A 23,655-nucleotide genomic window follows, 5' to 3' on the forward strand; every position below is an offset into this window, starting at 1 on the left:
GTCGGTCAGGCCGGTCGAACCGCCGGCCACGTCCCCCGGGGACCACGCCAAGAGGCGCCCACCCCAACGCTCGGCCGAGGCTAACGCGATATAGCTTTTTTAGTCAAGGTTGATTATTTCTTGTTGTCGCCCACCCGACCGGACCCGCCGTCGGACGCCGGATCAGCCACACCCGACGCCGGATCAGCCTCACCCGACGCCGCCCCGGCCTCACCCGGTGGCGACCAGTTGTTCCAACCCTGCGTGCCGGCCAGCTCGTCCGGCACGTACGAGACTCCCGACTCGACCAGCCCGGCGACCCGCTCGCACCAGGCCATCTCGGCCTCCGCCCGGGCGATCCACAGCTCGAACATCCAGGCCACGTGCAGCGGCTTCGACTTGCTGATCCAGTCCGACTCCAGCGCCGTGCGCATCGACTCGGCGTTGGCCCGCAGCAGCCGCGCCCGGTTGCGCAGCGCAGCCACCGCCTCCTCGCGCGGCAGCGCCGGCAGGAAGGAGAAGGCCGCCACGAACGGGTCGTGCGTCTCCTGGAACCGCCACCACAGGTCGCGCAGCAGCGACTCGAACTCGTCCACGCCCTTCGCCGTGATCTCGTACGTCGTACGGGCCGGACGCGCGCCCACCTGCTCGGTGGAGACGGCCCGGAGCAGGCCCTCCTCGGCCAGCTTGCGCAGGGCGTGGTAGATCGAGCCGGGCTGCACGTTGGCCCATCGCTCCGCACCCCAGCTCAGCAGCTCGCGGCGTACGTCGTAGCCGTGCACCGGCTGCATCCAGTTGACCAGGCCAAGGATCATCATTCGAGTCGCAGACACCCCACAAGCGTAATAGCCAAATTTGACTATTCGAGGTATGCCCTGGACGGCACGGGCGTGCCGGCTCCCCGGTCGCGGCCGGCCGACGCGGGACCGGCGACCGGGCGCGGCGGCGCGGAGAAGCGGCGGCCGGCCGACGCGGGACCGGCGACCGGGCGCGGCGGCGCGGAGAAGCGGCGGCCGAACTGGCGGCCACCAGCGGTGTCAGTGTGGCATGCCACAAGCACGGGGGGCTCGGGCCGGGAAACGTGCCGATAAACTGCCCTGTCAGTAACGGGGAGGGGCGGTTCGCGATCCCCGGCACCGCGAGCAGGAGCGAGCCCCCAACGCCGCGAGCAAGAGGGAAGAGCGTGCGCAAGGTACTCATCGCCAACCGGGGCGAGATCGCCGTCCGGGTCATCCGTGCCTGCCGCGACGCCGGCCTGGGCAGCGTCGCCGTCTACGCCGACTCCGACCGGGAGGCGCTGCACACCACGCTCGCCGACGAGGCGTACGCCCTGGGCGGCGAGTCGGCGGCCGAGACGTACCTGCGGATCGACAAGCTGCTGGACGTGGCGGCGCGGGCCGGCGCCGACGCCGTCCACCCCGGGTACGGGTTCCTCTCGGAGAACGCCGACTTCGCCGCGGCCGTCATCGAGGCCGGCCTGACCTGGATCGGGCCCACCCCGCAGGCGATCCGGGACCTCGGCGACAAGGTGACCGCGCGGCACATCGCCCAGCGCGCCGGCGCGCCGCTGGTGCCCGGCACCCCCGACCCGGTCAACGGCCCCGACGAGGTGATGGCCTTCGCCATCGACCACGGCCTGCCGGTGGCGATCAAGGCCGCCTTCGGCGGCGGCGGGCGCGGGCTCAAGGTGGCCCGCACGATGGAGGAGATCCCGGCCCTCTTCGAGTCGGCGACCCGGGAGGCGATCGCCGCCTTCGGCCGGGGCGAGTGCTTCGTCGAGCGCTACCTGGACCGGCCCCGCCACGTCGAGGCGCAGGTCCTCGCCGACCAGCACGGCAACGTGATCGTCGTGGGCACCCGGGACTGCTCGTTGCAGCGGCGGCACCAGAAGCTGGTCGAGGAGGCCCCCGCGCCGTTCCTGACCGCCGAGCAGCGCGAGCAGATCCACTCCAGCGCCAAGGCGATCTGCCGCGAGGCGGGCTACCACGGCGCCGGTACGGTCGAGTACCTCGTGGGCGCCGACGGGACCATCTCCTTCCTGGAGGTCAACACCCGGCTCCAGGTGGAGCATCCGGTCACCGAGGAGACCTCCGGCATCGACCTGGTACGCGAGCAGTTCCGCATCGCCGACGGTGAGAAGCTGCGGCTGGACGCCGACCCGGCGCCGCGCGGGCACTCGATCGAGTTCCGGATCAACGGCGAGGACCCGGGACGCAGCTTCCTGCCCGCCCCCGGTACGGTCACCGCGCTGCGGCTACCCACCGGCCCCGGCGTACGCGTCGACACCGGCATCTCGGCCGGGGACGTGATCGGCGGCAACTTCGACTCGCTGCTCGCCAAGGTGATCATCACGGGCGAGACCCGGACCGAGGCGCTGGAGCGCGCCCGGCGGGCGCTGGACGAGATGGTCGTCGACGGGATGGCGACCGCGCTGCCGTTCCACCGCCTGGTGGTCCGGGACCCGGCCTTCACCGCCGAGCCGTTCACCGTGCACACGCGCTGGATCGAGACCGAGTTCGACAACACCATCGCCCCGTACGCCGCGCCCGCCGCGGCGCCGGCGCCGGCCGAGCGCGAGACCGTCGTGGTCGAGGTCGGCGGCAAGCGGCTGGAGGTGAGCCTCCCCGCCGGCTTCGGCGCCGGTACGGGCACCGCCCCCGCCGCCGCGACCGGTGGCCGACGGCCGGGCCGGCGCGGTACCGGCGGCAAGGCGGCCGGCGGCGCCGGCGGGGACGCGCTCACCTCCCCCATGCAGGGGACGATCGTGAAGGTCGCGGTCGCCGACGGGGACACCGTAGCCGAGGGTGACCTGGTCGTGGTCCTGGAGGCGATGAAGATGGAGCAGCCGCTGCACGCCCACAAGGGCGGCGTGGTCTCCGGCCTGAGCGCCGACGTGGGCGCCGTGATCAGTGCCGGTGCCACCATCTGCACCATTTCCTGACGCCGGCCGGCCCGCCACGGGGCGGGCCGGCCCGACCGGTTCCGTCGCGGCCCCGGCGGGATCGTCGCGGGGCGGCCATGATTGCCAGGTGCGATTTCTCTCCGGCGCGGCCCCCGCGCACGACCTGACGTACAACGACGTCTTCATGGCGCCGACCCGCTCCGACCTGGCGTCGCGGCTCGACGTCGACCTCGCCACGAGCGACGGCACGGGTACCACCATCCCGATCGTGGTCTCGAACATGACCGCGGTGGCGGGGCGGCGGATGGCCGAGACGGCCGCCCGGCGGGGAGCGATCACTGTACTGCCGCAAGACATCCCGATCGACGTGGTCGCCGAGGTGGTGGCCTGGGTCAAGCGGCGGCACCTGGTGCACGACACGGCCATCACGCTGGGGCCCACCGACACCGTCGGTGACGCGATCCACCTGTTGCCGAAGCGCGCGCACGGCGCCGTGATCGTGGTCGACCCCGACGGCCGGCCGCTGGGCGTGGTCACCGAGGCCGACACGGTGGGGGTCGACCGGTTCGCCCAGCTGCGGCACGTAATGTCGACCGAGCTGCACACGGTACCGGCCGAGGCCGACCCGCGCGCCGGCTTCGACCGGCTGGCCGCCACCCGGCGGCGGCTGGCGCCGGTGGTCGACGTCGAGGGACGGCTCGTGGGCGTGCTCACCCGGCAGGGCGCGCTGCGGGCCACGCTCTACCGACCGGCGCTGGACGACAAGGGCCGGCTGCGGGTGGCCGCCGCGATCGGGATCAACGGCGACGTCGCCGGCAAGGCGGCCGCCCTGCTCGACGCGGGCGTCGACACGCTGGTGGTGGACACCGCGCACGGGCACCAGGAGCGGATGCTCGCCGCACTGCGGGCGGTGCGCGCGCTCGACCCGCCGGTACCGGTGGCGGCGGGGAACGTGGTCACCGCCGAGGGGGTACGGGACCTGGTCGAGGCCGGTGCGGACATCGTCAAGGTCGGCGTCGGGCCGGGTGCGATGTGCACCACCCGGATGATGACGGGTGTCGGGCGCCCGCAGTTTTCGGCGGTGCTGGACTGTGCGGCCGCGGCCCGCGAGCTGGGCCGGCACGTCTGGGCGGACGGCGGGGTACGCCACCCGCGGGACGTGGCCCTGGCGCTGGCCGCGGGCGCGTCCAACGTGATGATCGGTTCCTGGTTCGCGGGCACGTACGAGTCGCCCGGGGACCTCTACACCGACGCGGACGGCCGGCGGTACAAGGAGAGTTTCGGCATGGCCTCGGCGCGGGCGGTCAGCGCCCGTACCGGGGACGACAGCCCGTTCGACCAGGCCCGCAAGGCGGTCTTCGACGAGGGGATCTCGACCGCGCGGATGTTCCTCGACCCGGCCCGATCTGGCGTGGAGGACCTGATCGACGAGATCGTCGCCGGGGTGCGCAGCGCCTGCACGTACACCGGGGCGGCCAACCTGGCGGAGTTCCACGCCCGGGCGGTGGTCGGGGTGCAGAGCTCCGCCGGGTACGCCGAGGGCATGGCGCTGCCGACGAGCTGGTGACCGCCGCCCGGGCCGGGGCGTCAGCGCGGGGCGAAGAGGCGGCCGATGACGGCGCGGCTGGTCCCGTCGAGGTCGGCGTCGACCTCGGGCGGTAGCGCGCCGTTGAGGTAGAGCGTGGCGAAGCCGTGCACGATCGACCAGGCGGAGAGCCCGGCGAACCGGGCGTCGGCCCCGGTGGGCGCGTCGGGCAGCGTCGCGAGGCCGGCGCGCAGCGTCTCGCCGGCGCGCTCGCGGGCGGCCGTCAGCTCCGCGTGGTCGGGGGCGTGCAGGTCGGGGCGGAACATCACCTCGAAGTGCGCCCGGTGCTCCACGGCGAAGCGGATGTAGCCGACGCCGATCTCCACCAGGCTGCCGGTCCGCTCGCGGATCCGGTTCAGCTCGTCGGCGAAGAGGTTGAACCCCTCGGCGGCCAGCGCGGCGAGCAGCCCGGCCTTGTCGCCGAAGTGGTGCGTGGGCGCGGCGTGCGAGACGCCCGCGCGGCGGGCCAGGTCGCGCAGGCTCAGCGCCGCCGGTCCGGACTCCTCGATCGCCTCGACCGCGGCGGCGAGCAGCGCCCGGCGCAGGTCACCGTGGTGGTACGGCCGCCCGACGGCGGCGTTCTTCGCTCCCATGTGGCCAGCATATCTTTCCATTGACAAGATGTGCACCCGGCTGCCATCTTGTCGGTGACAAGATTTCCCCGCTCCGGAACGGAGAGAGCCATGGCTCCCCTCATCGCCCTGGTCGCCGGCTTCGTGGCCGCCCGGTTGGCCGGACTGGCCGGCGTCGCCGCGCTCGACGGCTGGCACCCCGCGCTCCGCGTCGGCCTGGCCCTGATGTTCCTGGTCACCGCCAGCGCGCACTTCGTCAAGCTCCGCGCCGACCTCGTCGCGATGGTGCCGCCGGCCCTGCCCCGACCCGAGCTGCTGGTCACCGTCACCGGCCTGCTGGAGCTGGCCGGCGCCGTGGGCCTGCTGATCCCGGCGACCAGCCGGTGGGCCGCCGCCGGCCTGGCCCTGCTGCTGCTCGCCATGTTCCCCGCGAACGTCTCGGCCGCCCGCCGCGGGCTGACGCTGGGCGGTCGCCCGGTCACTCCGATCGGCCGACGCACCGTCGAGCAGGTCTGCTACCTCGCGCTGGCGGTGGCCGTACTGGTCGGCCCGTGAGCCGCCCGGGGCGTCCGGCGGGGAGCGGTTCCGGACGCCCCGGGCGCTCAGGCGGGGAGCAGCTCCGGCGACCGGCTGGCGACCACCCCGGCGACGAGGCGCACCGCCTCGACCGCCGGCACCGGGTCCAGGGACCGGCCGTCGCGCAGCCGCAGGGCCACGCGACCGGCCGCCGCCTCCCGGGCGCCGATCACCGCCAGGTACGGCACCCGGCGCCGCACCCCGGCGCGGATCCGGGCGCCGAGCGACCCGTCGGGGGCGACCGAGGCCCGCAGTCCCGCCTCGACGCAGGCTCGGGCGAACTCCCGCGCCGCCCCCGCCTGCTCCCCCGCGACCGGCAGCACGAGCACCTGCTCCGGCGCGTACCAGGCCGGGAAGGCTCCGTCGTGCACCTCGATCAGGTACGCGAAGAGCCGCTCCATGCTGCCGATCAGGCTGCGGTGCACCATCACCGGTCGGCTCCGCCCGCCGTGCCGGTCCACGTAGGAGAGCTGGAACTTCTCCGGCTTGTCGAAGTCGAGCTGGATGGTGGAGAGGGTCGACTCGCGACCGGCGTCGTCCCGAATCTGGATGTCGATCTTCGGCCCGTAGAAGGCCGCCTCGCCCGGCGCCTCCTCGTACGGCACCCCGGCCAGCGCCTCGCGCAGCAACTCCTCGGCGACCCGCCACATCCCCTCGTCGCCGATGTACTTGGCCCCGGGCCCGCGCAGCGACAGCCGGAACCCGGCGGGCCGTACGCCCAGTGCGGCGTGGGCCTGGCGGATCAGGTCGAGGATCTCGGCGACCTCCTGCCCGACCTGCTCCAGCGCGCAGAAGTTGTGCGCGTCGTTGAGCGAGATGGCGCGTACCCGGCTGAGCCCGCCGAGCACCCCGGACCGCTCGGACCGGTACATCCCGCCCAGCTCGGCGATGCGCAGCGGAAGCTCCCGGTAGGAGCGCCCCCGCGCCCGGTAGACCAGCGCGTGGTGCGGGCAGAGCGCCGGCCGGAGCACGAACTCGTCGTCGGCGCTCAGGCGCAGCACCGGGAACATGTCCTCGGCGAAGTAGCCCAGGTGCCCGGAGAGTTCGAACAGCTCGCGCTTGCCCAGCGGTGGCGAGTAGACGTGCTGGTAGCCGGCCCGCCGTTCCAGCTCACGGACGTACTCCTCGACGGCGTGCCGGGCGGCGGCCCCGGCCGGCAGCCAGATCGGCAGGCCCGCGCCGGCGAGCGGGTCGGCGTGGAACAGCTCAAGCTCGCGGCCGAGCTTGCGGTGGTCGGACATGGCGTTCTCCTGGATTGGTACGCCCGGCGCCGGCGCGACGAGGCTCGTCGCCGCCACCGCCCGGGGCCGGCCACTCGACCAGGAACACGACGAAGCCCCGAGCGGATCGCCCGGGGCTTCGTCGACGGTGAGGTGCGTCAGCGCGGCACGCCGGGGTCTCCCGGCGTCGTCGTCAGTACCGCTGCCATACGCATGGCGGGAAGGTTACGTCGTGCCGCCCGGACCGGCCAGCGCATTTCCACCCGGGGCGGTCCGCACGCGGGTACGGCCGCCGCGGCGGCGGACCCGGGATCTCGGCCCGGCCGGGGGTGGGCCGCCGGCGCGGGACCCGCCGACGGCCCTGATGGCGATCCGCGTACGTCAGGAACGGGGGACCTGAGGTGAGCGGTTTCCGCGCAGTCAACGGTACGCCGACATCCGGCACGCCCGGCAGGACCGGACGACCGGTACATGATCGCGGATGATCGGCTGGGGCCGGCTCATCGGTTGGCCAGGATGATCCAAATGAGGGCACCGGAGGCGAGCAGGGCCACGACGAGCGCCACCACGATCCTCAGCCTGGCCGGGCGCGGCTCGGGCGGCGGTGGCCGGCCGCCGGGAACCGACCGGTCGAAGTGGCCGACCTGCCGGCGGCGCCGCTGCTCCGCATACCCCGGCACGGCCTCCCGGTGGTGCCGGTTGGCCTGGTCCGTCATCCGCTGGGCGTTTTGTCGGGCTCGGGCCGCCTCGTTCCGCGGCTGGTTCGCCGGGTTGGTCATGTCCGATGCCTCTCTGTGGGGCGGCACCGGCCGGCGCGACGCGCTCGCCGGTCGAGGCCTGCCGGCCACCCGCCGCCCCCGGAGCGATCGCGGTACGTGCCGCACCGGGGCCGGACGGCCACGGGCAGTCCCGTCAGCGGGACTCACCCCATTGTGAGTGGCGGGCGCCACCGCGACCAGCGCCGGACCGCACGGGTGCCGGTGGCGGCGGGCCGCGTCACTCCAGCTCGTGCAGCATCAGCTGGCGCGCTGCCTCGGTGACCGAGCCGGAGAGGGACGGGTAGATCGTGATGGTGTGGGCGATCTGGTCCACCGTCAGGTGGTTCTCCACCGCCATCGTGATCGGCAGGATCAGCTCGCTGGCCTTGGGCGCCACCACCACACCGCCGATCACCTGACCGCTGGCGGGCCGGCAGAAGAGCTTGACGAAACCGTCCGAGAGGTCGGCCATCTTCGCCCGGGCGTTGCCGGCGAGCGGAAGCATGACCTGGCGCGCCGGCACCCGACCGCTGTCCACCTCGTGCTGGGAGACCCCGACCGTGGCGAGTTCGGGGTCGGTGAAGACGTTGGCGGCCACGGTACGCAGCCGCAGGGGCGCGACCGCCTCGCCGAGCGCGTGCCACATCGCGATCCGGCCCTGCATGGCGGCGACGCTGGCCAGCGGCAGCACGCCGGTGCAGTCCCCGGCGGCGTAGACGCCCGGCACGTTCGTACGGGAGACCCGGTCCACGGTGACGTAGCCGCCCGGAGCCACCTCGACGCCGTACTCGGCCAGGCCGAGGTTCGCCGTGTTCGGTACCGAGCCGACCGCCATCAGCGCGTGCGAGGCGTAGACCACCCGCCCGTCGGAGAGCTCCACCTCGACGCCGTCGGCGGTACGGCGTACCGCGTCGGCCCGGGAGTTGTTCAGGATGCTCATCCCGCGGGCGCGGAAGACCCGCTCGATCGCCATGGCGGCGTCGGCGTCCTCGTGCGGCATCACCCGGTCCCGGCTGGAGACCAACGTGACTTGGACCCCCATGGCCAGGTACGCGCTGGCGAACTCGGCACCGGTCACGCCGGAACCGACCACCACCAGGTGATCCGGCAGCTCGGGCAGGTCGTAGACCTGGCGCCAGGTGAGGATCCGCTCGCCGTCCGGCACCGCGCTCGGGAGCACCCGGGGCGTCGCGCCCGTGGCGACCAGTACCGTGGTGGCGTTGATCGAGTACTCAGCGTCACCATGCGCCGGGGTGACGATGACCCGGTGGGTGTGACCGAGCGTGTCCTCGCCGAGCCGGGCCCGGCCGTGCACGAAGACCACGCCGGCCTTGATCAGCTTGGCCTGAATGTCGGCGGACTGCGCGAGCGCGAGCCGCTTCACCCGGTCGTGCACCGCCGTGGCGTCCACGGTGACGGCCTCCAGGCCGTCGGAGTGCACGCCGAACTCCTCGGTGTCGCGGTACCCCGTCACCACCTCCGAGCTGGCGATGAAGGTCTTCGACGGTACGCAGTCGGAGAGCACGCAGGCCCCGCCGGCGCCGTCCGCCTCGACCACGGTGACGTCGGCGTCCAGTTGGGCGGCGACCAGTGCCGCCTCGTACCCCGCCGGCCCCCCGCCGATGATCACGATCTGGCTCACAGCCCCAGCCTTCCCTCGATGCTCACGGTGACTTTCTCCTCCCTGAGCCGTCCGACACGCACGGTCGTATTCTCCACCACCGCCAAATCGGGCTATCGTCATCGCCGTGCGTCTTTACGCCGCGTACGGCTCGAACCTCGATCCCGCCCGGATGCGGGCTTACTGTCCGCATTCGCCCATGGTCGGCACCGGCTGGCTGGAGGGCTGGCGGCTCACCTTCGCCGGCGAGGGGGTGATCGGCTGGGAGGGTGCCGTCACCACCATCGTCGAGTCCCCGGGCGACCGGGTCTTCGTCGCCCTCTACGACGTGCACCCGCGCGACGCCGCCCAGCTCGACGACATCGAGGGCGTGGTCTCCGGCACGTACCGCAAGCTGCACGTACGGGTCGTCACGCTGGACGGCGAGGTCACCGCCTGGGTCTACGTCTTCGACGGGTACGAGGGTGGCATGCCGACCTCGTGGTACCTGTCGGAGATCGCCAACGCGGCCGAGAAGGCCGGCGCCCCGGACGACTACGTGGCCGAGCTCCGCTCCCGTCCCACGGGCACCGCCTCCGCCTGAGCGCGCCACAGCGGTCGCTCTCCCGGCTGCCCCATCTCAGACCGGGCACCGCCTCTGCCTGAGCGCGCCACAGCGGTCGCGACGGCGGATCTCCGCTCAGGGCTCCCCCTCCGCCTCGAACGCCTCGATCGCGGCCTCCACGTCGCCCGTGTGACGCCGGGCGGCGACCACGGCCCGCTCGGCGGCCCGGCGGGCGAGCTTGCGGCGGCTGACCTCCTGCTCCGCCGCGGTCCGGCGCCGCTCCAGCTCGGCCAGGGCGGTCTCGATTTCGGCGAGCTCGCCGGCACCCTCCTGCTCGGCGGTGACGGCCGCCGCCAGCTCCGACTCGGCCCGCTCCTGCCCGGTACGCGCCTGGGTCAGCTCCCGGTCCAGCGCCCGCCGCTGGCCGGCCCGGGCGGCCCGCGCCTCCCGCTCTCGGGCCTCGGCGGCCCGCGTCCCGGCCGCGCCGGCCCGCTCGGCGGCGGCCGTGCGCCTCCCGGCCGCCCGTTCCTCCCGCCGCGCCCCGGCCGCCCGCCGGCCCGCCGTCGCGGCCCGCTCCGGACCGGTACGGCCGCCGCCGGCCCGGGTATCGCCCCCCGGCCGCTCCCGGCGGGCCGGCGTCTCCTCCAGTCCCCCGGTGACCAGGCGCAGCTGCGGCCGGGGCACCTCGCCGAAGCCCGCGTACGAGGCTGCCCGCACCAGCCGGCCGGAGCGGACCTGCTCGGCGATGTCCGTGTCGGAGAGCGCGGCCTGCAACGTGGACTCGACCTCGGCCAGGGGCAGCCGGGCGGCCGGCAGCCCCGGATCGGCCTCGGCGGCCAGCGAGCGCGCCTCGGCGACCAGGCCCGCCACGGCCGCGCGCCGCTGTCCCGAGAGTTCCCGCAGCCGCGGGCCTCGCAGTTCCCGCTGGGCGGCGCGCAGCGCGGCCGACAGCTCGGCCAGCTCCGCAACCAGGTCGGGCCGGCGGATGGCGAGCAGGTTCACCAGCCAGGCCGCGAGCGTCGGCTTGCGCAGCTTGGCCAGTTCGCGGGCGGTGTCGGCGTCACCGGCGGCGCGGGCCGCCGCCACCGCCTCGTTGCGCGCCGCGACGAAGCCCTCGGGCGGGCTGGTGTAGAGCCGGTCCACCACGTCCCGGGATACCCGTGCCATCGCCGCTGCCCGCCGGTTCAGTCGACGCTGGTCCCGGGGGTCAGGCGGGCGTACTCGCAGCGGGAGAGCTGGGTCATGTTCGAGTCGGTGACCGCGATCCCGGCGTCGCTGAGCAGGCCGTCGTGCAGCGCGTACGCCCGGCGGGGCCCGACCGCCCGGACGAAGTCGACCGAGTCGGAGAGCTTCAGCCACGGGCCGGAGACCGGTACGAAGAGCGTCTCCACCCGGGCCCCGACCGGTACGTCGAACGAGTCACCCGGGTGGTAGACGGAGTCGTCGACGAGGAAGCCGAGGTTGGGTACCCGGGGGATGTCGGGATGGATCTCGGCGTGCCAACCGCCGTACGCCCGGACGCCGAAGCCGGCGGCGGTGAACTCGTCGCCCGCGTCGACCGCGGTCACCACGTCCCGCAGCGCGTCCAGTTTGGGCATCACCGCCGGATGCGTGTGGACGGTCACCGACGGGCGCTTCTCCAGCGCGTCGACCAGGGCGTTCACGTCGAGGTGGTCGAGGTGCTCGTGCGTCACCAGTACCGCGTCCACGCCGTCGAGCGCCTCCCGGGCGGTCAGCGAACCGGGATCGATGACGAGCACCGCACCGTCCTGTTCGAACCGTACGCAGGCGTGGCCGAATTTGGTCAACCGCACCGTGACCCCCTCAGAGCCGAATCGTGACGTTCCAAGCGCAGTCTGCCGGAACCAGCCGCTCGTCGCGGCTCGTCTGACGGATCGCTTTGCCAATGGTCACACCGACGGCGCGCCGGACCCCGGCCCGGGTTCCGGCGCCCCGGGCCCGGCCGGAGCAGGCAGCGCCCGGGAAACAGGAGGAGAGATGGACGGGACGCGAAGACGGCGACTGGCGACCGGCCTCGGCATTGCCGGCCTCGCCATCGCACTGTTGGTGGCCGGCGGCTGCTCGGGCGGCGCGGAGGACAGCGCCGGCTCGGCGGCGCCGGCGGATGCGAACGACCAGGGAGGGCCGGGGGCGGCGGCACCCGGGGCCGGCGAGAAGGCCGCGCCGCCGGCCGCCGGGGCGGCGCCGGGGCAGCCCGGGGCGGCGGCGCCAGGACAGCCGGGGGCGGCGCCGGACCTGCGGGTCGACCAGCGCTCCATCATCTATCGGGGCTCCATGAACGTACGGGTCGACGACGTCGACGCCGCGGCCGGCCGTGCCGCCTCGATCGCCACCGCCGCCGGCGGTTTCGTCGGCGCGGACAACCGCAGCAGCACCGCCGACGGCGCCGAGGCGTCCCTGCAACTGCGGGTACCGGCCGAGCGCTTCGCCGGGGTCGTGGAGCAGCTCGCCGGGCTGGGCACCCCGGAACGGCGTGAGATCAGCACCCAGGACGTCACCGAGGAGGTGGTCGACCTGGATGCCCGGATCAGCACCCAGCGGGCCCGCGTGGAGAGCGGCCGGCGGCTGCTCGCCCAGGCGAAGACGCTCGGCGAGCTGGTGACGCTGGAGGGTGAGCTGGCCAAGCGGGAGGCCGACCTGGCGTCGCTGGAGGCGAAGAAGCGGCGGTTGGCGGATCTCACCGCGCTCTCCACCGTCACGGTGGTGCTGCTCCGCCACGAGGCCAAGATCGTCGAGGAGAAGCGGCAGGACGAGCCGGTCGGGTTCCTGGCCGGTCTCGACGGTGGCTGGCGGGCCCTCGTCGCCACGGTGCGCGTGCTCTCGGCCGTACTGGGCGCCCTGCTGCCGTGGCTCGTGGCGTTCGGGGTACCCGCGCTGGTGGTCGTGTGGCTGCTCCGGCGACGCCGGCGTACGAGCCGCCCCACCGAGCCCGGGGCCCCGGTGGTCGCGCCGGTCCAGGCCACACCCGGGCAGGCGGTACCCGGGCAGGCTCCGCCCGGCGAGACCGCGCCGGGCCGGGCCACAGCGACGGCGCCGGAGATCGCGGCGCCCCGGGTACCGCCGCCCGGAAGCTGACGTGGCCGCTCCGGCGCGGCGACCGCCGCGCCGGAGCACGGCGCGGCGGGCCCGGGGCCGCTTCCCGGGGGCCCGCGGCGGGGGCCGGGACCGACCCGGCAGGATCTTGCGGTGGGTACGCCGCGCGCGTACCCCACGAGGTGCGACAGCCGGATGTGCGGCCGCCGGTACGCGCCGGTGTGCGACCCGGCACGACGGACGACGGACGGCGCGGCGGCGCCGCGACGGCGGAGGGGTGGGGCAGTGCGGAAGATGGCGGTGGCGCCGGGCGGGACGCGGCGCGGGGGCCGGCCGATGACCGGCGCCGAGCTGCACGTCGTGGACGCCTTCACCGACACGCCGTTCGCGGGCAACCCGGCCGGGGTCGTACTGCTCGACGGGGCGCGTACCGACGCCTGGATGCAGTCCGTCGCGGCCGAACTGCGCCACTCCGAGACCGCCTTCGTCGGCCCGGTACGCCCCGACGGCACCCGGTCGCTGCGCTGGTTCACCCCGGTCACCGAGGTCGCGCTCTGCGGGCACGCCACCCTGGCCACCGCGCACGTGCTCGCCGCCGACTGCGTCTTCGAGACGCTCAGCGGCGAGCTGCGTTGCGCGGTGGGCGCCGGTGGCTGGATCGAGCTGGACTTCCCGGCGGATCCGGCGGTACCGCTGGATCCGGGCCCGGAGCTGCGGGAGGCGCTGCCCGGGGCCGATCTGGTCGCGGCGGGACGGGGCGTCTCCGACGTACTCGTGCAGGTCGGCTCGGCCGCGCAGGTACGACAGCTGCGGCCCGACCTGGCCGCGCTGGCCCGGGTACCGGCGCGCGGGATCATCGTCACGGCCGCGGCGGAGGCGACGGGCGGCGCCGATGGCGGCGACAGCGACATCGTGAGCCGCTGCTTCTATCCCTCCGTCGGCGTGCCGGAGGACCCGGTGACCGGCTCGGCGCACTGCACCCTGGCCAGCTGGTGGTCCCCTCGCCTCGGGCGGGACGAGCTCCGGGCGGAGCAGGCGTCGCCGCGTGGCGGCCGGCTCCGCACCCGGCTGCGGGGCGACCGGGTCACGCTCGCCGGTCAGGCCGTGACGGTGGTGCGGGGCACGCTGGTCGGCTGACGGTCGCGGCCGGCGCCGTCGACGCGGCCGTCGGCCGTTGCGGTTGGCGCCGTCAGGCGGCGAACGCGCTGAAGACCGTGTGCACCAGCAGCCGTACGCCCACGGCGATCGCCCGCTCGTCCACGTCGAACGTGGGCCGGTGCAGGTCGGCGTTGGGCGCGGTACGGCCGACGCCGAGGCGGGCGAGCGCGCCGGGCACGTACTCCAGGTACCAGGAGAAGTCCTCGCCGCCCATGCTCTGCGGCGTCTCGGCGACGCCGGCCGGCCCGAGCGCGGCGGTGGTGGCCGCGGTGAGCACCCGGATGGCCTGGGCGTCGTTGACGACCGGCGGGCGGCCCCGCAGGTACTCGACGTCGACGGTCGCGCCGGTGGGGGCGATCACGTCCCGGACCACCTGGGTGACGATCTTCGGGGCCAGCTCCCAGGTGTCCCGGTCCAGCACGCGCAGCGTGCCGGAGGCGACCGCCTCGGAGGGGATCACGTTGTACTGGGTGCCCGCCGAGGCCTGGCCGAAGACCAGGAGCAGTCCGCTGTTGGCCGGTACCCGGCGACCGACCAGCGCCGGCACCTCCGTGACCAGGCGGCCGAGGGCGTCGACGAGGTCGACCGTCAGGTGCGGGCGGGCGGTGTGCCCGCCCGGGCCGCTCAGCCGTACGGTGACGTTGTCCGCGGCGGCGGTGATCGGGCCGACCCGCAGGCCGACCTGCCCGACCGGCAGGTTCGGGTCGCAGTGCAGCGCGAAGATCTGGGCCACGTCCTCCAGCCCGCCGGCCTCGATCACCTCCAGCGAGCCGCAGGGCAGGATCTCCTCGGCCGGCTGGAAGATCAGTCGGACCCGCCCGGGCAGCTCCCCGCGCTGAGCGAGCTGGGCGAGGAGCAGGCCCACGCCCAGCAGTACGGTCGTGTGCACGTCGTGGCCACAGGCGTGGCAGACCCCGGGCACGGTCGAGCGGTACGGGACGTCCTTGACGTCGACCAGCGGGAGCGCGTCGATGTCGGCCCGCAGGGCGATCACCGGACCGCTCGGCTCGCCGTCGATGTCGCAGATCACGCCGTTGCCCTTGGGCAGCAGGCGCGGGTCGAGCCCGGCGCCGGCGAGTTCGCGGGCGATCAGCGCGGCGGTCTGGAACTCCTGGCCGGAGAGTTCGGGATGCGCGTGGATGGTGCGTCTCGTGACGATCAGGTCGGGTACCCGCAGTGCGAGCAGCTGGTCGAGGTCGGATGGGAGAGGCTCGGCCTCGGGCGGCATCTCGGGCCAGACCGACGCCAGCGGGCCGCCTGTCGGCAGCGTCAACGCACTCGTCACGTCGAATTCTCGATCACTAGTCGTGGATGGGTCAGTGGGAACAGCAGACAGCCTAGACCTCCGACGGTGACGCTGCGCAACCTCGTTACGGTAGTGATCGGAACGCGCAGCGTCACGAAATCCCTGGTAGGAGCGCTCGAGACCGTACGGGATCGCACGTGGATCGCCATCCGACGCCGACATCAACCCGCCACCTCCTACAACGCGTGACGGTTCCGTCAGTCACGATTTTCCCTCGCACCCCGAGGGCTCCGCACCCGAATTGTCGGATTATCGGCGGGATCCGACCGCCGCCGTCGACGATCGTCACGCCGGTCGGGCGCGGGCGGGACCCCACCCTGGCACGCGCGAATCACCCGGGTACGGACACCATGTCCGTCATATCCGTCAGCCTGGGCGGAACGTACCCACAGGAACACCAGCCCGAAACGTTCCCGGACCGTCCGCGTCGATCATGGAGTCGTGGTCGACGGTATGGCCCGTTTTCACCCTTCCCGTTCCGACCACAACTCCATGATCGACGGGAAGGTCAGAAGCGTTCGGTCGGCTGGTACGTGCCCCAGACCTCGCGCAGACTGCCGCAGACCTCGCCCACGGTGGCCCTCGCCCGCAGCGCCTCCCGCATCGGGTAGAGCACGTTCTCCGTGCCCGCGGCGGCCGTACGCAGATCGGCGAGGGCACGCTCGACGGCGCCGGAGTCACGGGTGGCCCGCAGCCGCGCCAGTCGCTCCGCCTGTGCCCGCTCGATCGCCGGGTCGACCCGCAGCGGCTCGTACGGTTCCTCCTCGGCCACGGTGAAGCGGTTGACGCCGACCACGACCCGCTCGCCCGAGTCGATCTCCTGCGCGATCCGGTAGGCCGACGCCTCGATCTCCCGCTTCTGGAACCCGCTCTCGATCGCGTCGACCGCGGAGCCGTACTCGGCCACCCGCGCCATCAGCTCGGTGACGCCGGACTCGATCTCGTCCGTCATCGCCTCCACCACGTACGAGCCGGCGAACGGGTCGACCGTGGCGGTCAGGTCTGTCTCGTACGCGAGCACCTGCTGGGTACGCAGCGCCAACCGGGCGGCCTTCTCGGTGGGGAGCGCGATCGCCTCGTCGAAGCTGTTGGTGTGCAGCGACTGGGTGCCGCCGAGCACCGCGCCGAGCCCCTGCACGGCGACCCGGACGAGGTTCACCTCCGGCTGCTGCGCGGTCAGCTGCACCCCCGCGGTCTGGGTGTGGAACCGCAGCATCCAGGAGCGGGGATCGGTGGCGCCGAACTCCTCACGCATCAGCCGGGCCCAGATCCGGCGCGCCGCCCGGAACTTCGCCACCTCCTCCAGCAGCGTGGTGCGGGCGACGAAGAAGAACGAGAGCCGGGGGGCGAAGTCGTCCACCCGCAGCCCGGCCGCGAGCGCGGCGCGTACGTAGTCGAGGCCGTTGGCGAGGGTGAAGGCGATCTCCTGCACCGGCGTCGCGCCGGCCTCCGCCATGTGGTAGCCGGAGATGGAAATGGTGTTCCACTTCGGAACCTCCCGGCGGCAGTAGCCGAAGGTGTCCGCGACCAGCCGGAGCGAGGGTTTCGGCGGGAAGATGTACGTCCCCCGGGCGATGTACTCCTTGAGAATGTCGTTCTGGATCGTCCCCTTGAGCGCCGAGCCGGGCACCCCGGACTCCTCCGCCACCAGCTGGTAGAGCAGCAGCAGCACCGAGCCAGGCGCGTTGATCGTCATCGAGGTGGAGACCTGGTCCAGCGGGATGCCGTCGAAGAGCAGCCGCATGTCCTCGATGGAGTCGATCGCGACCCCGACCTTGCCGACCTCGCCGTGCGCGACCGGGTCGTCGGAGTCGTACCCCATCTGGGTGGGCAGGTCGAACGCGACCGAGAGGCCCATCGTCCCGGCCCGCAGCAGTTGGTGGTAGCGCGCGTTCGACTCGGTGGCGGTACCGAAACCGGCGTACTGGCGCATGGTCCAGGGGCGCGACGTGTACATGGTGGGGTAGACCCCACGGGTGAAGGGATACTCACCCGGTGCGCCCAGCCGCTCGTCCAGCTTCTCGGGCGCGTCCGTCGCCGAGTAGACAGGCTTGATCGGAAAGCCGGATTCGCTCGACCGGGGTTCGCTCATGACGGGATGGTAGGGCGTGGCACCGGCCGGCCGGTCGAACAATCCCGTACAATTCTGCTCAAAAGAAGCACTCAGAGTGAGAAACTTGATACCCGAGGGCCGACTCCGGCAGAAGGCGCGCCGACCGAACTTTCCCTTCTGGCACCGGAACCCTCAAGATAGGGGAGTTGTGTCCCAGCCCCTCGATTCTCTCCGGTGGCTATTCCTGTGACTCAGATTCCGACGTGGAGCGGCGGACCAGTCAACACCCCCAGCGGACGCGCCGCCCCCGGCTCCACCATCGGCGGCCGTTACGAACTACGAGCGGCGGTCGGTCACGGCGGCATGGGCACCGTCTGGCGGGCCGCCGACACCCTGCTCCGCCGCGACGTCGCGGTCAAGGAGGTCGTCCTGCCGCCGGGGCTCGCCCCGAGTGACCGGGACGCCCTGTACGAGCGCACCCTTCGCGAGGCCCGGGCCGCCGCGGCGCTCCAGCACCCCGCCGTGGTGCAGGTGTACGACGTGGTGACCGAGGGCGGCCGGCCCTGGATCGTGATGGAGCTGCTGGATGCGCGCAGCCTCGCCGACATCGTGATCGAGGACGGGCCGCTGGCGCCCCGCGCGGTAGCCAAGATCGGTATCGCGCTGCTCGGCGCCCTGGAGGTGGCGCACGCGATCGGCGTGCTGCACCGGGACGTGAAGCCCGCCAATGTGCTGATCTGCAACGACGGGCGGTGCGTCCTCACCGATTTCGGCGTCGCACGGATGCCCACCGACGTACAGCTCACCACCCCCGGCATGGTGCTCGGCTCGCCGCACTTCATCTCCCCCGAGCGGGCCATGGGCCAGGACTTCGGCCCGCCCAGCGACCTCTTCTCCCTCGGCGTCACCCTCTACACGGCGGTCGAGGGGCGCCCGCCCTTCGACAAGGGCGACCCGATCGAGACCATGCACTCCGTCGTCGAGGACCCGCCGGCCCCGCCGGTCAAGTCCGGCCCGCTCACCCGGGTGCTGATGGGGCTGCTGGAGAAGGACCCGGCTCGCCGGCTGGACGTGAACGCCTCCCGCAGCATGCTGCGCGACCTGCTCGGCGGGGTGCTGGCCAGCAAGGCGCCGACGGACCAGATGACCGATCCGTACGCGGTGGTGCCCGCGCAGCGCGCGCCGTGGCAACCGCCGGTCGCGCCGCCGCAGCCGTCCGGCCAGATCGGCGGCCGGGCGATGCTCGCGCCGGGCGAGTCGCTCACCGACCGCCTGGCCGAGTTGCGCCGGGGCGAGCAGGACGGCGCGGCCGCCGCGACGGCCGGGCAGAACGCCGCCGCGCTGGAGGCGACGGGTGCCCAGGGTCCCGTCGCCGACGTCACCGCCCCCATCCCGCCGGGCGCCCCGGCCGGTCACCCCACGGCACCGGGGAGCCCGACCGGAGCGACGGGCCCCGCCGGCACCACGCCGAACGGCCTGACCGGTCTGAGCGCCCCCACCGGCGCGATGTCCGCCCCCACCGGCGCCATGCCGGCCCAGCCCGGCACGCGGCCCGCGGGCGCCGGACCGGCCTCGTACGGCGAGACCACGACCGCGCTGCCGCCGATGGCCGCCCGGTCCGGCGGGCCGGGCCCCGGCGGCGACGCCACCACGGCGATGCCGTCCTGGCCGCACCAGCAGCCGCCGCCCGGCCACGGCTACGGCATCCCGGCCGCCGCGCCGGGGGCGCCCGGCGGTGGCGGCGCCCCAACCGGTGCCCGCCAGACCGGCGGCAACCTGCTCGGCACGATCAAGGGCTGGCCGCGCAAGGTCCAGCTCGCGGCGGCCGGCGGCGTCGCGCTCGTGCTGGTACTCGGCACCGTGCTGCTGTTCAGCGGCGGCGACCCCGAGCGGCCCGCGCCGCAGGCCGGCTCGCTGACCCCGAGCGCGCCCGCGGTCCAGACGCAGCCCTACGCCGACCGGGGCGTGGCGGTCAACGTCCCGAAGGGCTGGACGCGCAACGGCGCCGGCACCTACGTCGACTACGTCGACCCGCAGGACAGCGGCCGCAAGGTGCGCATCATCGTGGAGAAGTTCAGCGGCAGCTCGTCGCACCGCTGGGCCGAGATCGCCGAGAACGGCCTCAAGAAGCCCGACTCGAAGTCCTGCGCCCGGCCCTACGCCCGGTTGGCGTTCACCGACGTCGAGTTGGCCGGCAAGGCCGCGGCCGAGTTCGAGTACAACTGCGGCCAGGGCGACGCGATGCGGCACGGCGTCTGGCGCGGGGTGGTCTCGGGCGGCAAGGCGTACTCGTTCTACCTGACCAGCAACGACGGCAAGTTCGCCGAGAGCAAGCCGATCTTCGACGAGATGGTCCGGTCGTTCCAGCTCACCGACGCGGGCTGAGCGGCGCTCCGAACGGGCCTCGCCGGCCGGTCGACCTGCCCCGACCGGCCGGCGGTACCCGCCGCCGTGCTATCAACGACGGCATGGCGGCGGAGACGATCAAGATCGACGAGTTGCGCGCGCGGGCCCAGGGCTGGCTGGACGACGACCCGGACCCGGCGACCCGCGACGAGCTGCGGGCGCTGCTCGACCGGCTGCCGGAGAGCGCGCCCGAGCTGGCGGACCGCTTCGCCGGGCCGCTGACCTTCGGCACCGCCGGCCTGCGCGGCGCGCTGCGCGCCGGCCCCAACGGCATGAACCTCGCCGTCGTCACCCGCGCGGCGGCCGGGCTGGTCGCCTGGCTCGCCGCCCGGGAGGCGACCGGGCCGCTGGTCATCGGGTACGACGCGCGGCACGGCTCCAAGGCGTTCGCCGAGCGGACCGCTCAGGTCGCCACCGGGGCCGGCCGCCCGGCCGTGCTGCTGCCCCGGCCGCTGCCCACCCCCGTCCTGGCGCACACCGTACGGGCCCTCGACGCCGTCGCCGGGGTGATGGTCACCGCCAGCCACAACCCGCCCCAGGACAACGGCTACAAGGTCTACCTGGGCGCCGCGCTCGGCGGGGCTCAGGGCGCGGGCGCGCAGATCGTCCCGCCGGTCGACGCCGAGATCGAGGCCGCCATCCGGGCGGTCGGCGCGCTGCGGGACGTACCGCTCGGACCCCCCGGCACGGTGCTCGGCAGCGAGGTCGTCGCCGGGTACGTGGACCGGGCCGCCGCCGTGGTCGAGCCGGACGGCCCGCGGGAGCTGACGGTCGCGTACACGCCGCTGCACGGCGTCGGCGGGCCGGTGCTCACCGCCGCGTTCGCGCGGGCCGGCTTCGCCGTACCGGGCATCGTGGCGGAGCAGGCCGAGCCGCATCCGGACTTCCCCACCGTCTCGTTCCCCAACCCGGAGGAGCCGGGCGCCACCGACCTGCTGCTCGAACTGGCCCGTACCGTCGGGGCGGACATCGCCATCGCCAACGACCCCGACGCCGACCGCTGCGCCGTGGCGGTACCGGACCCGGCCCACGGCTGGCGGATGCTCCGCGGCGACGAGCTGGGCGTCCTCCTCGCCGACCACCTGATGCGCCGGGGCGTACCCGGCCTCTACGCCACCACGATCGTCTCCTCGTCGCTGCTGCGGGCGCTCTGCGCGGCCCGTGGCCGCCCCTACGACGAGACGCTGACCGGGTTCAAGTGGATCGTCCGGGCCGGCACCGGGGACGAGCCGCTCGCCTACGGGTACGAGGAGGCGCTCGGCTACTGCGTCGCGCCGGACCAGGTACGGGACAAGGACGGCATCACGGCCGCGCTCATCGTCGCCGAGTTGGCCGCCGCGCTCCGGGCACAGGGCCGCACGCTGCTCGACCGGCTCGACGAGTTGGCCGCCGAGTTCGGCGTCCACGCCACCGACCAGCTCTCCGTCCGGGTCGACGACCTCGGCGAGATCGCCGCGGCGATGGCCCGCGTCCGGGCCGCCACCCCGGCCGCCCTGCTCGGCTCGCCGGTCACCTCGGCGCAGGACCTGCTCCCCGCGGCCGACGTGCTGATCCTGCGTACCGCCGGCGCCCGGGTGGTGATCCGCCCGTCCGGTACCGAGCCGAAGCTGAAGGCGTACCTGGAGGTGGTCGAGCCGGTCGGCGAGGGCGACGTCGCCGCGGCCCGGCAGCGGGCGGACGCCGCGCTGCGCGCCCTGCGGGGAGAGACCGCGGCGGCGCTCGGGATCGCCTGAGCACGGCGCCCGGGGTCGCCGCTCGCGACCCCAGGCGCCGGTGGCTGACGAACGGCCCGTCCGGGGGTCAGGCGCGGCTGCCCAGCGCCGCGTCGATGGCCCGGGTCAGCGCCGCGAGCACCAGCGCCACCGAGGGGCGGACGTTCGACCGCTCCAGGTTCGCGGCGTCGCCGAAGCCCGCGCCGCCCGCGATCTCCTCCAGCCGGCGGCGCGCGTCCAGGGCCGCCGCGTCGGTCAGGCCCAGGCTCGGCTCCATTCGTACGGCGGCGACCAGCGCGGCCAGCGCGGCGGTGCGCTCGTCCGGCTCCCGCTCGCCGGTGAGCGCGGCGGCCAGCCGCACCCGGACCTCGGTCTCCACCGCCGCGTCGAGCACCGGGTAGCGGTGCAGGTGGATGACGTCGAGAGCGGTCTCGTCGACGTCCCGGATCACGCCGCGGTCGCATAGGTCGCGCAGGACGCGCTCGCGCAGCCTGTGCCGGAGCCGCTGCACCCAGGAGGCGGCCGGTTGCGGGGTGTCCGCGGCGATCCGGGCCAGCACCTCGTCGGCGACGGGTACCCCGGTCGGGGTCCGGTCGATCGCCTCAAGCGAACCGTCCACGTACGCGAGCCGGTCGGCCAGCGCGAGTTCGACCAGCACCGCGGCGGCCATGCCGAGGTCGAGCCCGATGCGCGACCCGGTCGCCCGGCCGGATTCGTCGTCGTAGGCGAGTAGCAGCAACTCTTCGGCGAGCGCAACACCTGTCATGGCCCGAGACGTTATCGGGTGGCCGCACGCCGTGGGGGCAACCGGGTGCCCCGACCGCCTCCGGGTCGTCGGGCCTGCCTCGCCGCGACCGCCGCCGCGACCTCGGGCGCCGCCGCCGCGACCTCGGGCGCCTCCGCCGTACCCGCGCCGCCGGGTCGTATGGTGGCGCCGTGCAGGCGATCATCGCGACCCTCGGCTACGTCCTCTCCCCCGACCGGCGGCAGGTGCTGATGCTGCGCCGCGACAAGCGCCCCGACGACCTGCACTTCGGGTACTACAACGGGCTCGGCGGCAAGGTCGAACCGGACGAGGACGTCGCGGCCGGCATGCGGCGGGAGATCCGCGAGGAGGCCGGACTCGAATGCGAGCGGATGGAGTTCGCCGGTACGGTCTCCTGGCCCGGTTTCGGCCGGGCCGGGGAGAACTGGTTCGGCTTCCTCTTCCGCATCCCCGCCTGGTCCGGCGAACCCGCCGACCGCTGCCCGGAAGGGACCCTGGTCTGGACCGACCTGGACGACATCCTGGCCGGCCGGGTCCCCATGTGGGCCAGCGACCGGAACTTCCTGCCGCTGGTCTTCGCCGAGCGTCCCCGCGTCTTCCACGGCGTCCAGCCCTTCGCCGCCGGCCGGCCGCTGACCTGGAGCGTCACCGAGATGTGACCCCTGCCCCCGGGCGCGAGTCGCGCCGCCGCCCGCAGGCGCCATCAAGCGGAGGGAGCGAAGCGACTGAAGCGACTGGCGCCTGCGGGCGGCGGCTCTCCAGGCGCGCGAGCCGCCCGAGCGAAGCGAGGGCCAGAAACTCAGAACCGGGGCATGCCGCCGAACTGGCGGTCGCCCGCGTCGCCGAGGCCGGGGACGATGAACATCTTGTCGTTGAGGCGCTCGTCGATCGAGGCGGTGACCAGCCGCAGCGGCAGGCCGGACCGCTCCAGGCGCTCGACGCCGGGCGGCGCGGCCAGCACGCAGATCACGGTGATCTCGGTGCAGCCGCGCTCGGCGAGCAGCCGGCAGCAGTGCTCCAGCGAGCCACCGGTGGCGAGCATCGGGTCGAGCACCAGCACCGGGCGGCCGGTCAGGTCCCGGGGCAGCGACTCCATGTAGGCGCGCGGCTCGAAGGTGTGCTCGTCGCGAGCCAGCCCGACGAAGCCCATCGACGACTCGGGCAGCAGCGCGAGCGCCGCGTCCGCCATGCCGAGCCCCGCCCGCAGCACCGGTACGAGCAGCGGCGGGTTGGCCAGCCGGGTGCCCTCGGTCGCGGCGACCGGGGTCTCGATCCCGTAGCGCTCCACGGGGAACGGGCGGGCCGCCTCGTACACCAGCATCGTGGTGAGCTCGTGCAGCGCGGCGCGGAACGACGCCGAATCGGTACGGGCATCGCGCATCGCGGTGAGTCGCGACTGGGCGAGCGGATGGTCAACTACGAGTACGTCCACGGACGCACAAC

General features: G+C 74.1%; 20 protein-coding genes. 9 read left to right on the plus strand and 11 right to left on the minus strand.

The annotated features are described in order from the left end of the window. Window positions 1–113: 113 nt before the first annotated feature. Entirely contained in the window at window positions 114–812 is a 699-nt protein-coding gene (locus AB0J86_RS23310; RefSeq protein ID WP_363859705.1) for a PadR family transcriptional regulator, read from the minus strand. A gap of 350 nt (window positions 813–1,162) precedes the next feature. Here AB0J86_RS23310 and AB0J86_RS23315 point away from each other — a divergent pair, with 350 nt between their 5' ends. Both AB0J86_RS23315 and AB0J86_RS23320 read left to right on the plus strand, forming a co-directional pair. Then, window positions 1,163–2,920 carry a biotin carboxylase N-terminal domain-containing protein gene (locus AB0J86_RS23315; RefSeq protein ID WP_363859706.1) on the plus strand — a complete coding sequence of 586 codons (1,758 nt, stop codon included), beginning with the start codon at window positions 1,163–1,165 and terminating at the stop codon, window positions 2,918–2,920. A gap of 88 nt (window positions 2,921–3,008) precedes the next feature. Next, window positions 3,009–4,448, plus strand: coding sequence for a GuaB1 family IMP dehydrogenase-related protein (locus AB0J86_RS23320; protein ID WP_363859707.1), 1,440 nt, complete (start codon window positions 3,009–3,011; stop codon window positions 4,446–4,448). Window positions 4,449–4,468: 20 nt separating this feature from the next. Here AB0J86_RS23320 and AB0J86_RS23325 read toward each other — a convergent pair whose 3' ends face one another. Continuing rightward, window positions 4,469–5,059 (minus strand): TetR/AcrR family transcriptional regulator, encoded by a 591-nt coding sequence (locus AB0J86_RS23325; RefSeq protein WP_363859708.1) that lies wholly within the window; start codon window positions 5,057–5,059, stop codon window positions 4,469–4,471. Between the two features lie 90 nt (window positions 5,060–5,149). Between AB0J86_RS23325 and AB0J86_RS23330 the strand changes: the two genes are divergently transcribed. Then, window positions 5,150–5,593 (plus strand): DoxX family protein, encoded by a 444-nt coding sequence (locus tag AB0J86_RS23330; protein WP_363859709.1) that lies wholly within the window; start codon window positions 5,150–5,152, stop codon window positions 5,591–5,593. Between the two features lie 47 nt (window positions 5,594–5,640). Here AB0J86_RS23330 and thrS read toward each other — a convergent pair whose 3' ends face one another. The 3 genes from thrS to AB0J86_RS23345 all read right to left on the minus strand — a co-directional run bounded on the left by thrS (window position 5,641) and on the right by AB0J86_RS23345 (window position 9,234). Further along, a complete protein-coding gene (thrS, locus tag AB0J86_RS23335) occupies window positions 5,641–6,855 on the minus strand; it encodes a threonine--tRNA ligase (RefSeq protein WP_363859710.1) in 1,215 nt (404 codons plus the stop codon). 479 nt (window positions 6,856–7,334) lie between these two features. After that, on the minus strand, window positions 7,335–7,613 hold the full coding sequence (locus AB0J86_RS23340) for a hypothetical protein (protein ID WP_363859711.1): 279 nt from the start codon (window positions 7,611–7,613) through the stop codon (window positions 7,335–7,337). A gap of 217 nt (window positions 7,614–7,830) precedes the next feature. Further along, complete coding sequence (locus tag AB0J86_RS23345; RefSeq protein ID WP_363859712.1) at window positions 7,831–9,234, minus strand: NAD(P)H-quinone dehydrogenase; 1,404 nt, start codon at window positions 9,232–9,234, stop codon at window positions 7,831–7,833. A gap of 106 nt (window positions 9,235–9,340) precedes the next feature. Between AB0J86_RS23345 and AB0J86_RS23350 the strand changes: the two genes are divergently transcribed. Beyond that, the gene (locus AB0J86_RS23350; RefSeq protein ID WP_363859713.1) at window positions 9,341–9,796 is read left to right on the plus strand and encodes a gamma-glutamylcyclotransferase; all 456 of its coding nucleotides are present in this window, start codon (window positions 9,341–9,343) and stop codon (window positions 9,794–9,796) included. Window positions 9,797–9,892: 96 nt separating this feature from the next. On the opposite strand, the gene AB0J86_RS23355 is transcribed toward AB0J86_RS23350, so the two are convergent. Then, window positions 9,893–10,924: a hypothetical protein gene (locus AB0J86_RS23355; protein WP_363859714.1), complete on the minus strand. Its 1,032-nt coding sequence runs from the start codon at window positions 10,922–10,924 to the stop codon at window positions 9,893–9,895. A 17-nt stretch (window positions 10,925–10,941) separates the two neighbouring features. Continuing rightward, on the minus strand, window positions 10,942–11,571 hold the full coding sequence (locus AB0J86_RS23360; RefSeq protein WP_363859715.1) for an MBL fold metallo-hydrolase: 630 nt from the start codon (window positions 11,569–11,571) through the stop codon (window positions 10,942–10,944). Window positions 11,572–11,755: 184 nt separating this feature from the next. On the opposite strand from AB0J86_RS23360, the gene AB0J86_RS23365 reads away from it, so the two are divergent. Then, window positions 11,756–12,853 carry a DUF4349 domain-containing protein gene (locus AB0J86_RS23365; RefSeq protein WP_363859716.1) on the plus strand — a complete coding sequence of 366 codons (1,098 nt, stop codon included), beginning with the start codon at window positions 11,756–11,758 and terminating at the stop codon, window positions 12,851–12,853. Window positions 12,854–13,105: 252 nt separating this feature from the next. Then, the gene (locus AB0J86_RS23370; protein WP_363859797.1) at window positions 13,106–13,948 is read left to right on the plus strand and encodes a PhzF family phenazine biosynthesis protein; all 843 of its coding nucleotides are present in this window, start codon (window positions 13,106–13,108) and stop codon (window positions 13,946–13,948) included. Between the two features lie 52 nt (window positions 13,949–14,000). On the opposite strand, the gene AB0J86_RS23375 is transcribed toward AB0J86_RS23370, so the two are convergent. Both AB0J86_RS23375 and AB0J86_RS23380 read right to left on the minus strand, forming a co-directional pair. Then, the gene (locus tag AB0J86_RS23375; protein ID WP_363859717.1) at window positions 14,001–15,254 is read right to left on the minus strand and encodes an amidohydrolase; all 1,254 of its coding nucleotides are present in this window, start codon (window positions 15,252–15,254) and stop codon (window positions 14,001–14,003) included. A 529-nt stretch (window positions 15,255–15,783) separates the two neighbouring features. Continuing rightward, a complete protein-coding gene (locus AB0J86_RS23380) occupies window positions 15,784–17,367 on the minus strand; it encodes a methylmalonyl-CoA mutase family protein (protein WP_363859718.1) in 1,584 nt (527 codons plus the stop codon). 207 nt (window positions 17,368–17,574) lie between these two features. On the opposite strand from AB0J86_RS23380, the gene AB0J86_RS23385 reads away from it, so the two are divergent. Both AB0J86_RS23385 and AB0J86_RS23390 read left to right on the plus strand, forming a co-directional pair. Next, window positions 17,575–19,713: a protein kinase gene (locus tag AB0J86_RS23385; RefSeq protein WP_363859719.1), complete on the plus strand. Its 2,139-nt coding sequence runs from the start codon at window positions 17,575–17,577 to the stop codon at window positions 19,711–19,713. A gap of 83 nt (window positions 19,714–19,796) precedes the next feature. Further along, complete coding sequence (locus AB0J86_RS23390) at window positions 19,797–21,467, plus strand: phospho-sugar mutase (RefSeq protein WP_363859720.1); 1,671 nt, start codon at window positions 19,797–19,799, stop codon at window positions 21,465–21,467. Between the two features lie 67 nt (window positions 21,468–21,534). Here the strand turns inward: AB0J86_RS23390 and AB0J86_RS23395 are convergent, their stop codons facing one another. After that, the gene (locus AB0J86_RS23395; RefSeq protein WP_363859721.1) at window positions 21,535–22,212 is read right to left on the minus strand and encodes a GPP34 family phosphoprotein; all 678 of its coding nucleotides are present in this window, start codon (window positions 22,210–22,212) and stop codon (window positions 21,535–21,537) included. 170 nt (window positions 22,213–22,382) lie between these two features. Between AB0J86_RS23395 and AB0J86_RS23400 the strand changes: the two genes are divergently transcribed. Then, window positions 22,383–22,871: an 8-oxo-dGTP diphosphatase gene (locus AB0J86_RS23400; protein ID WP_363859722.1), complete on the plus strand. Its 489-nt coding sequence runs from the start codon at window positions 22,383–22,385 to the stop codon at window positions 22,869–22,871. Window positions 22,872–23,011: 140 nt separating this feature from the next. Here AB0J86_RS23400 and upp read toward each other — a convergent pair whose 3' ends face one another. Continuing rightward, entirely contained in the window at window positions 23,012–23,644 is a 633-nt protein-coding gene (gene upp, locus AB0J86_RS23405) for a uracil phosphoribosyltransferase (protein ID WP_363859723.1), read from the minus strand. Window positions 23,645–23,655 lie beyond the last annotated feature (11 nt).

This window comes from Micromonospora sp. NPDC049559 (assembly GCF_040676675.1).
Taxonomy (GTDB): Bacteria; Actinomycetota; Actinomycetes; order Mycobacteriales; family Micromonosporaceae; genus JBFAPK01.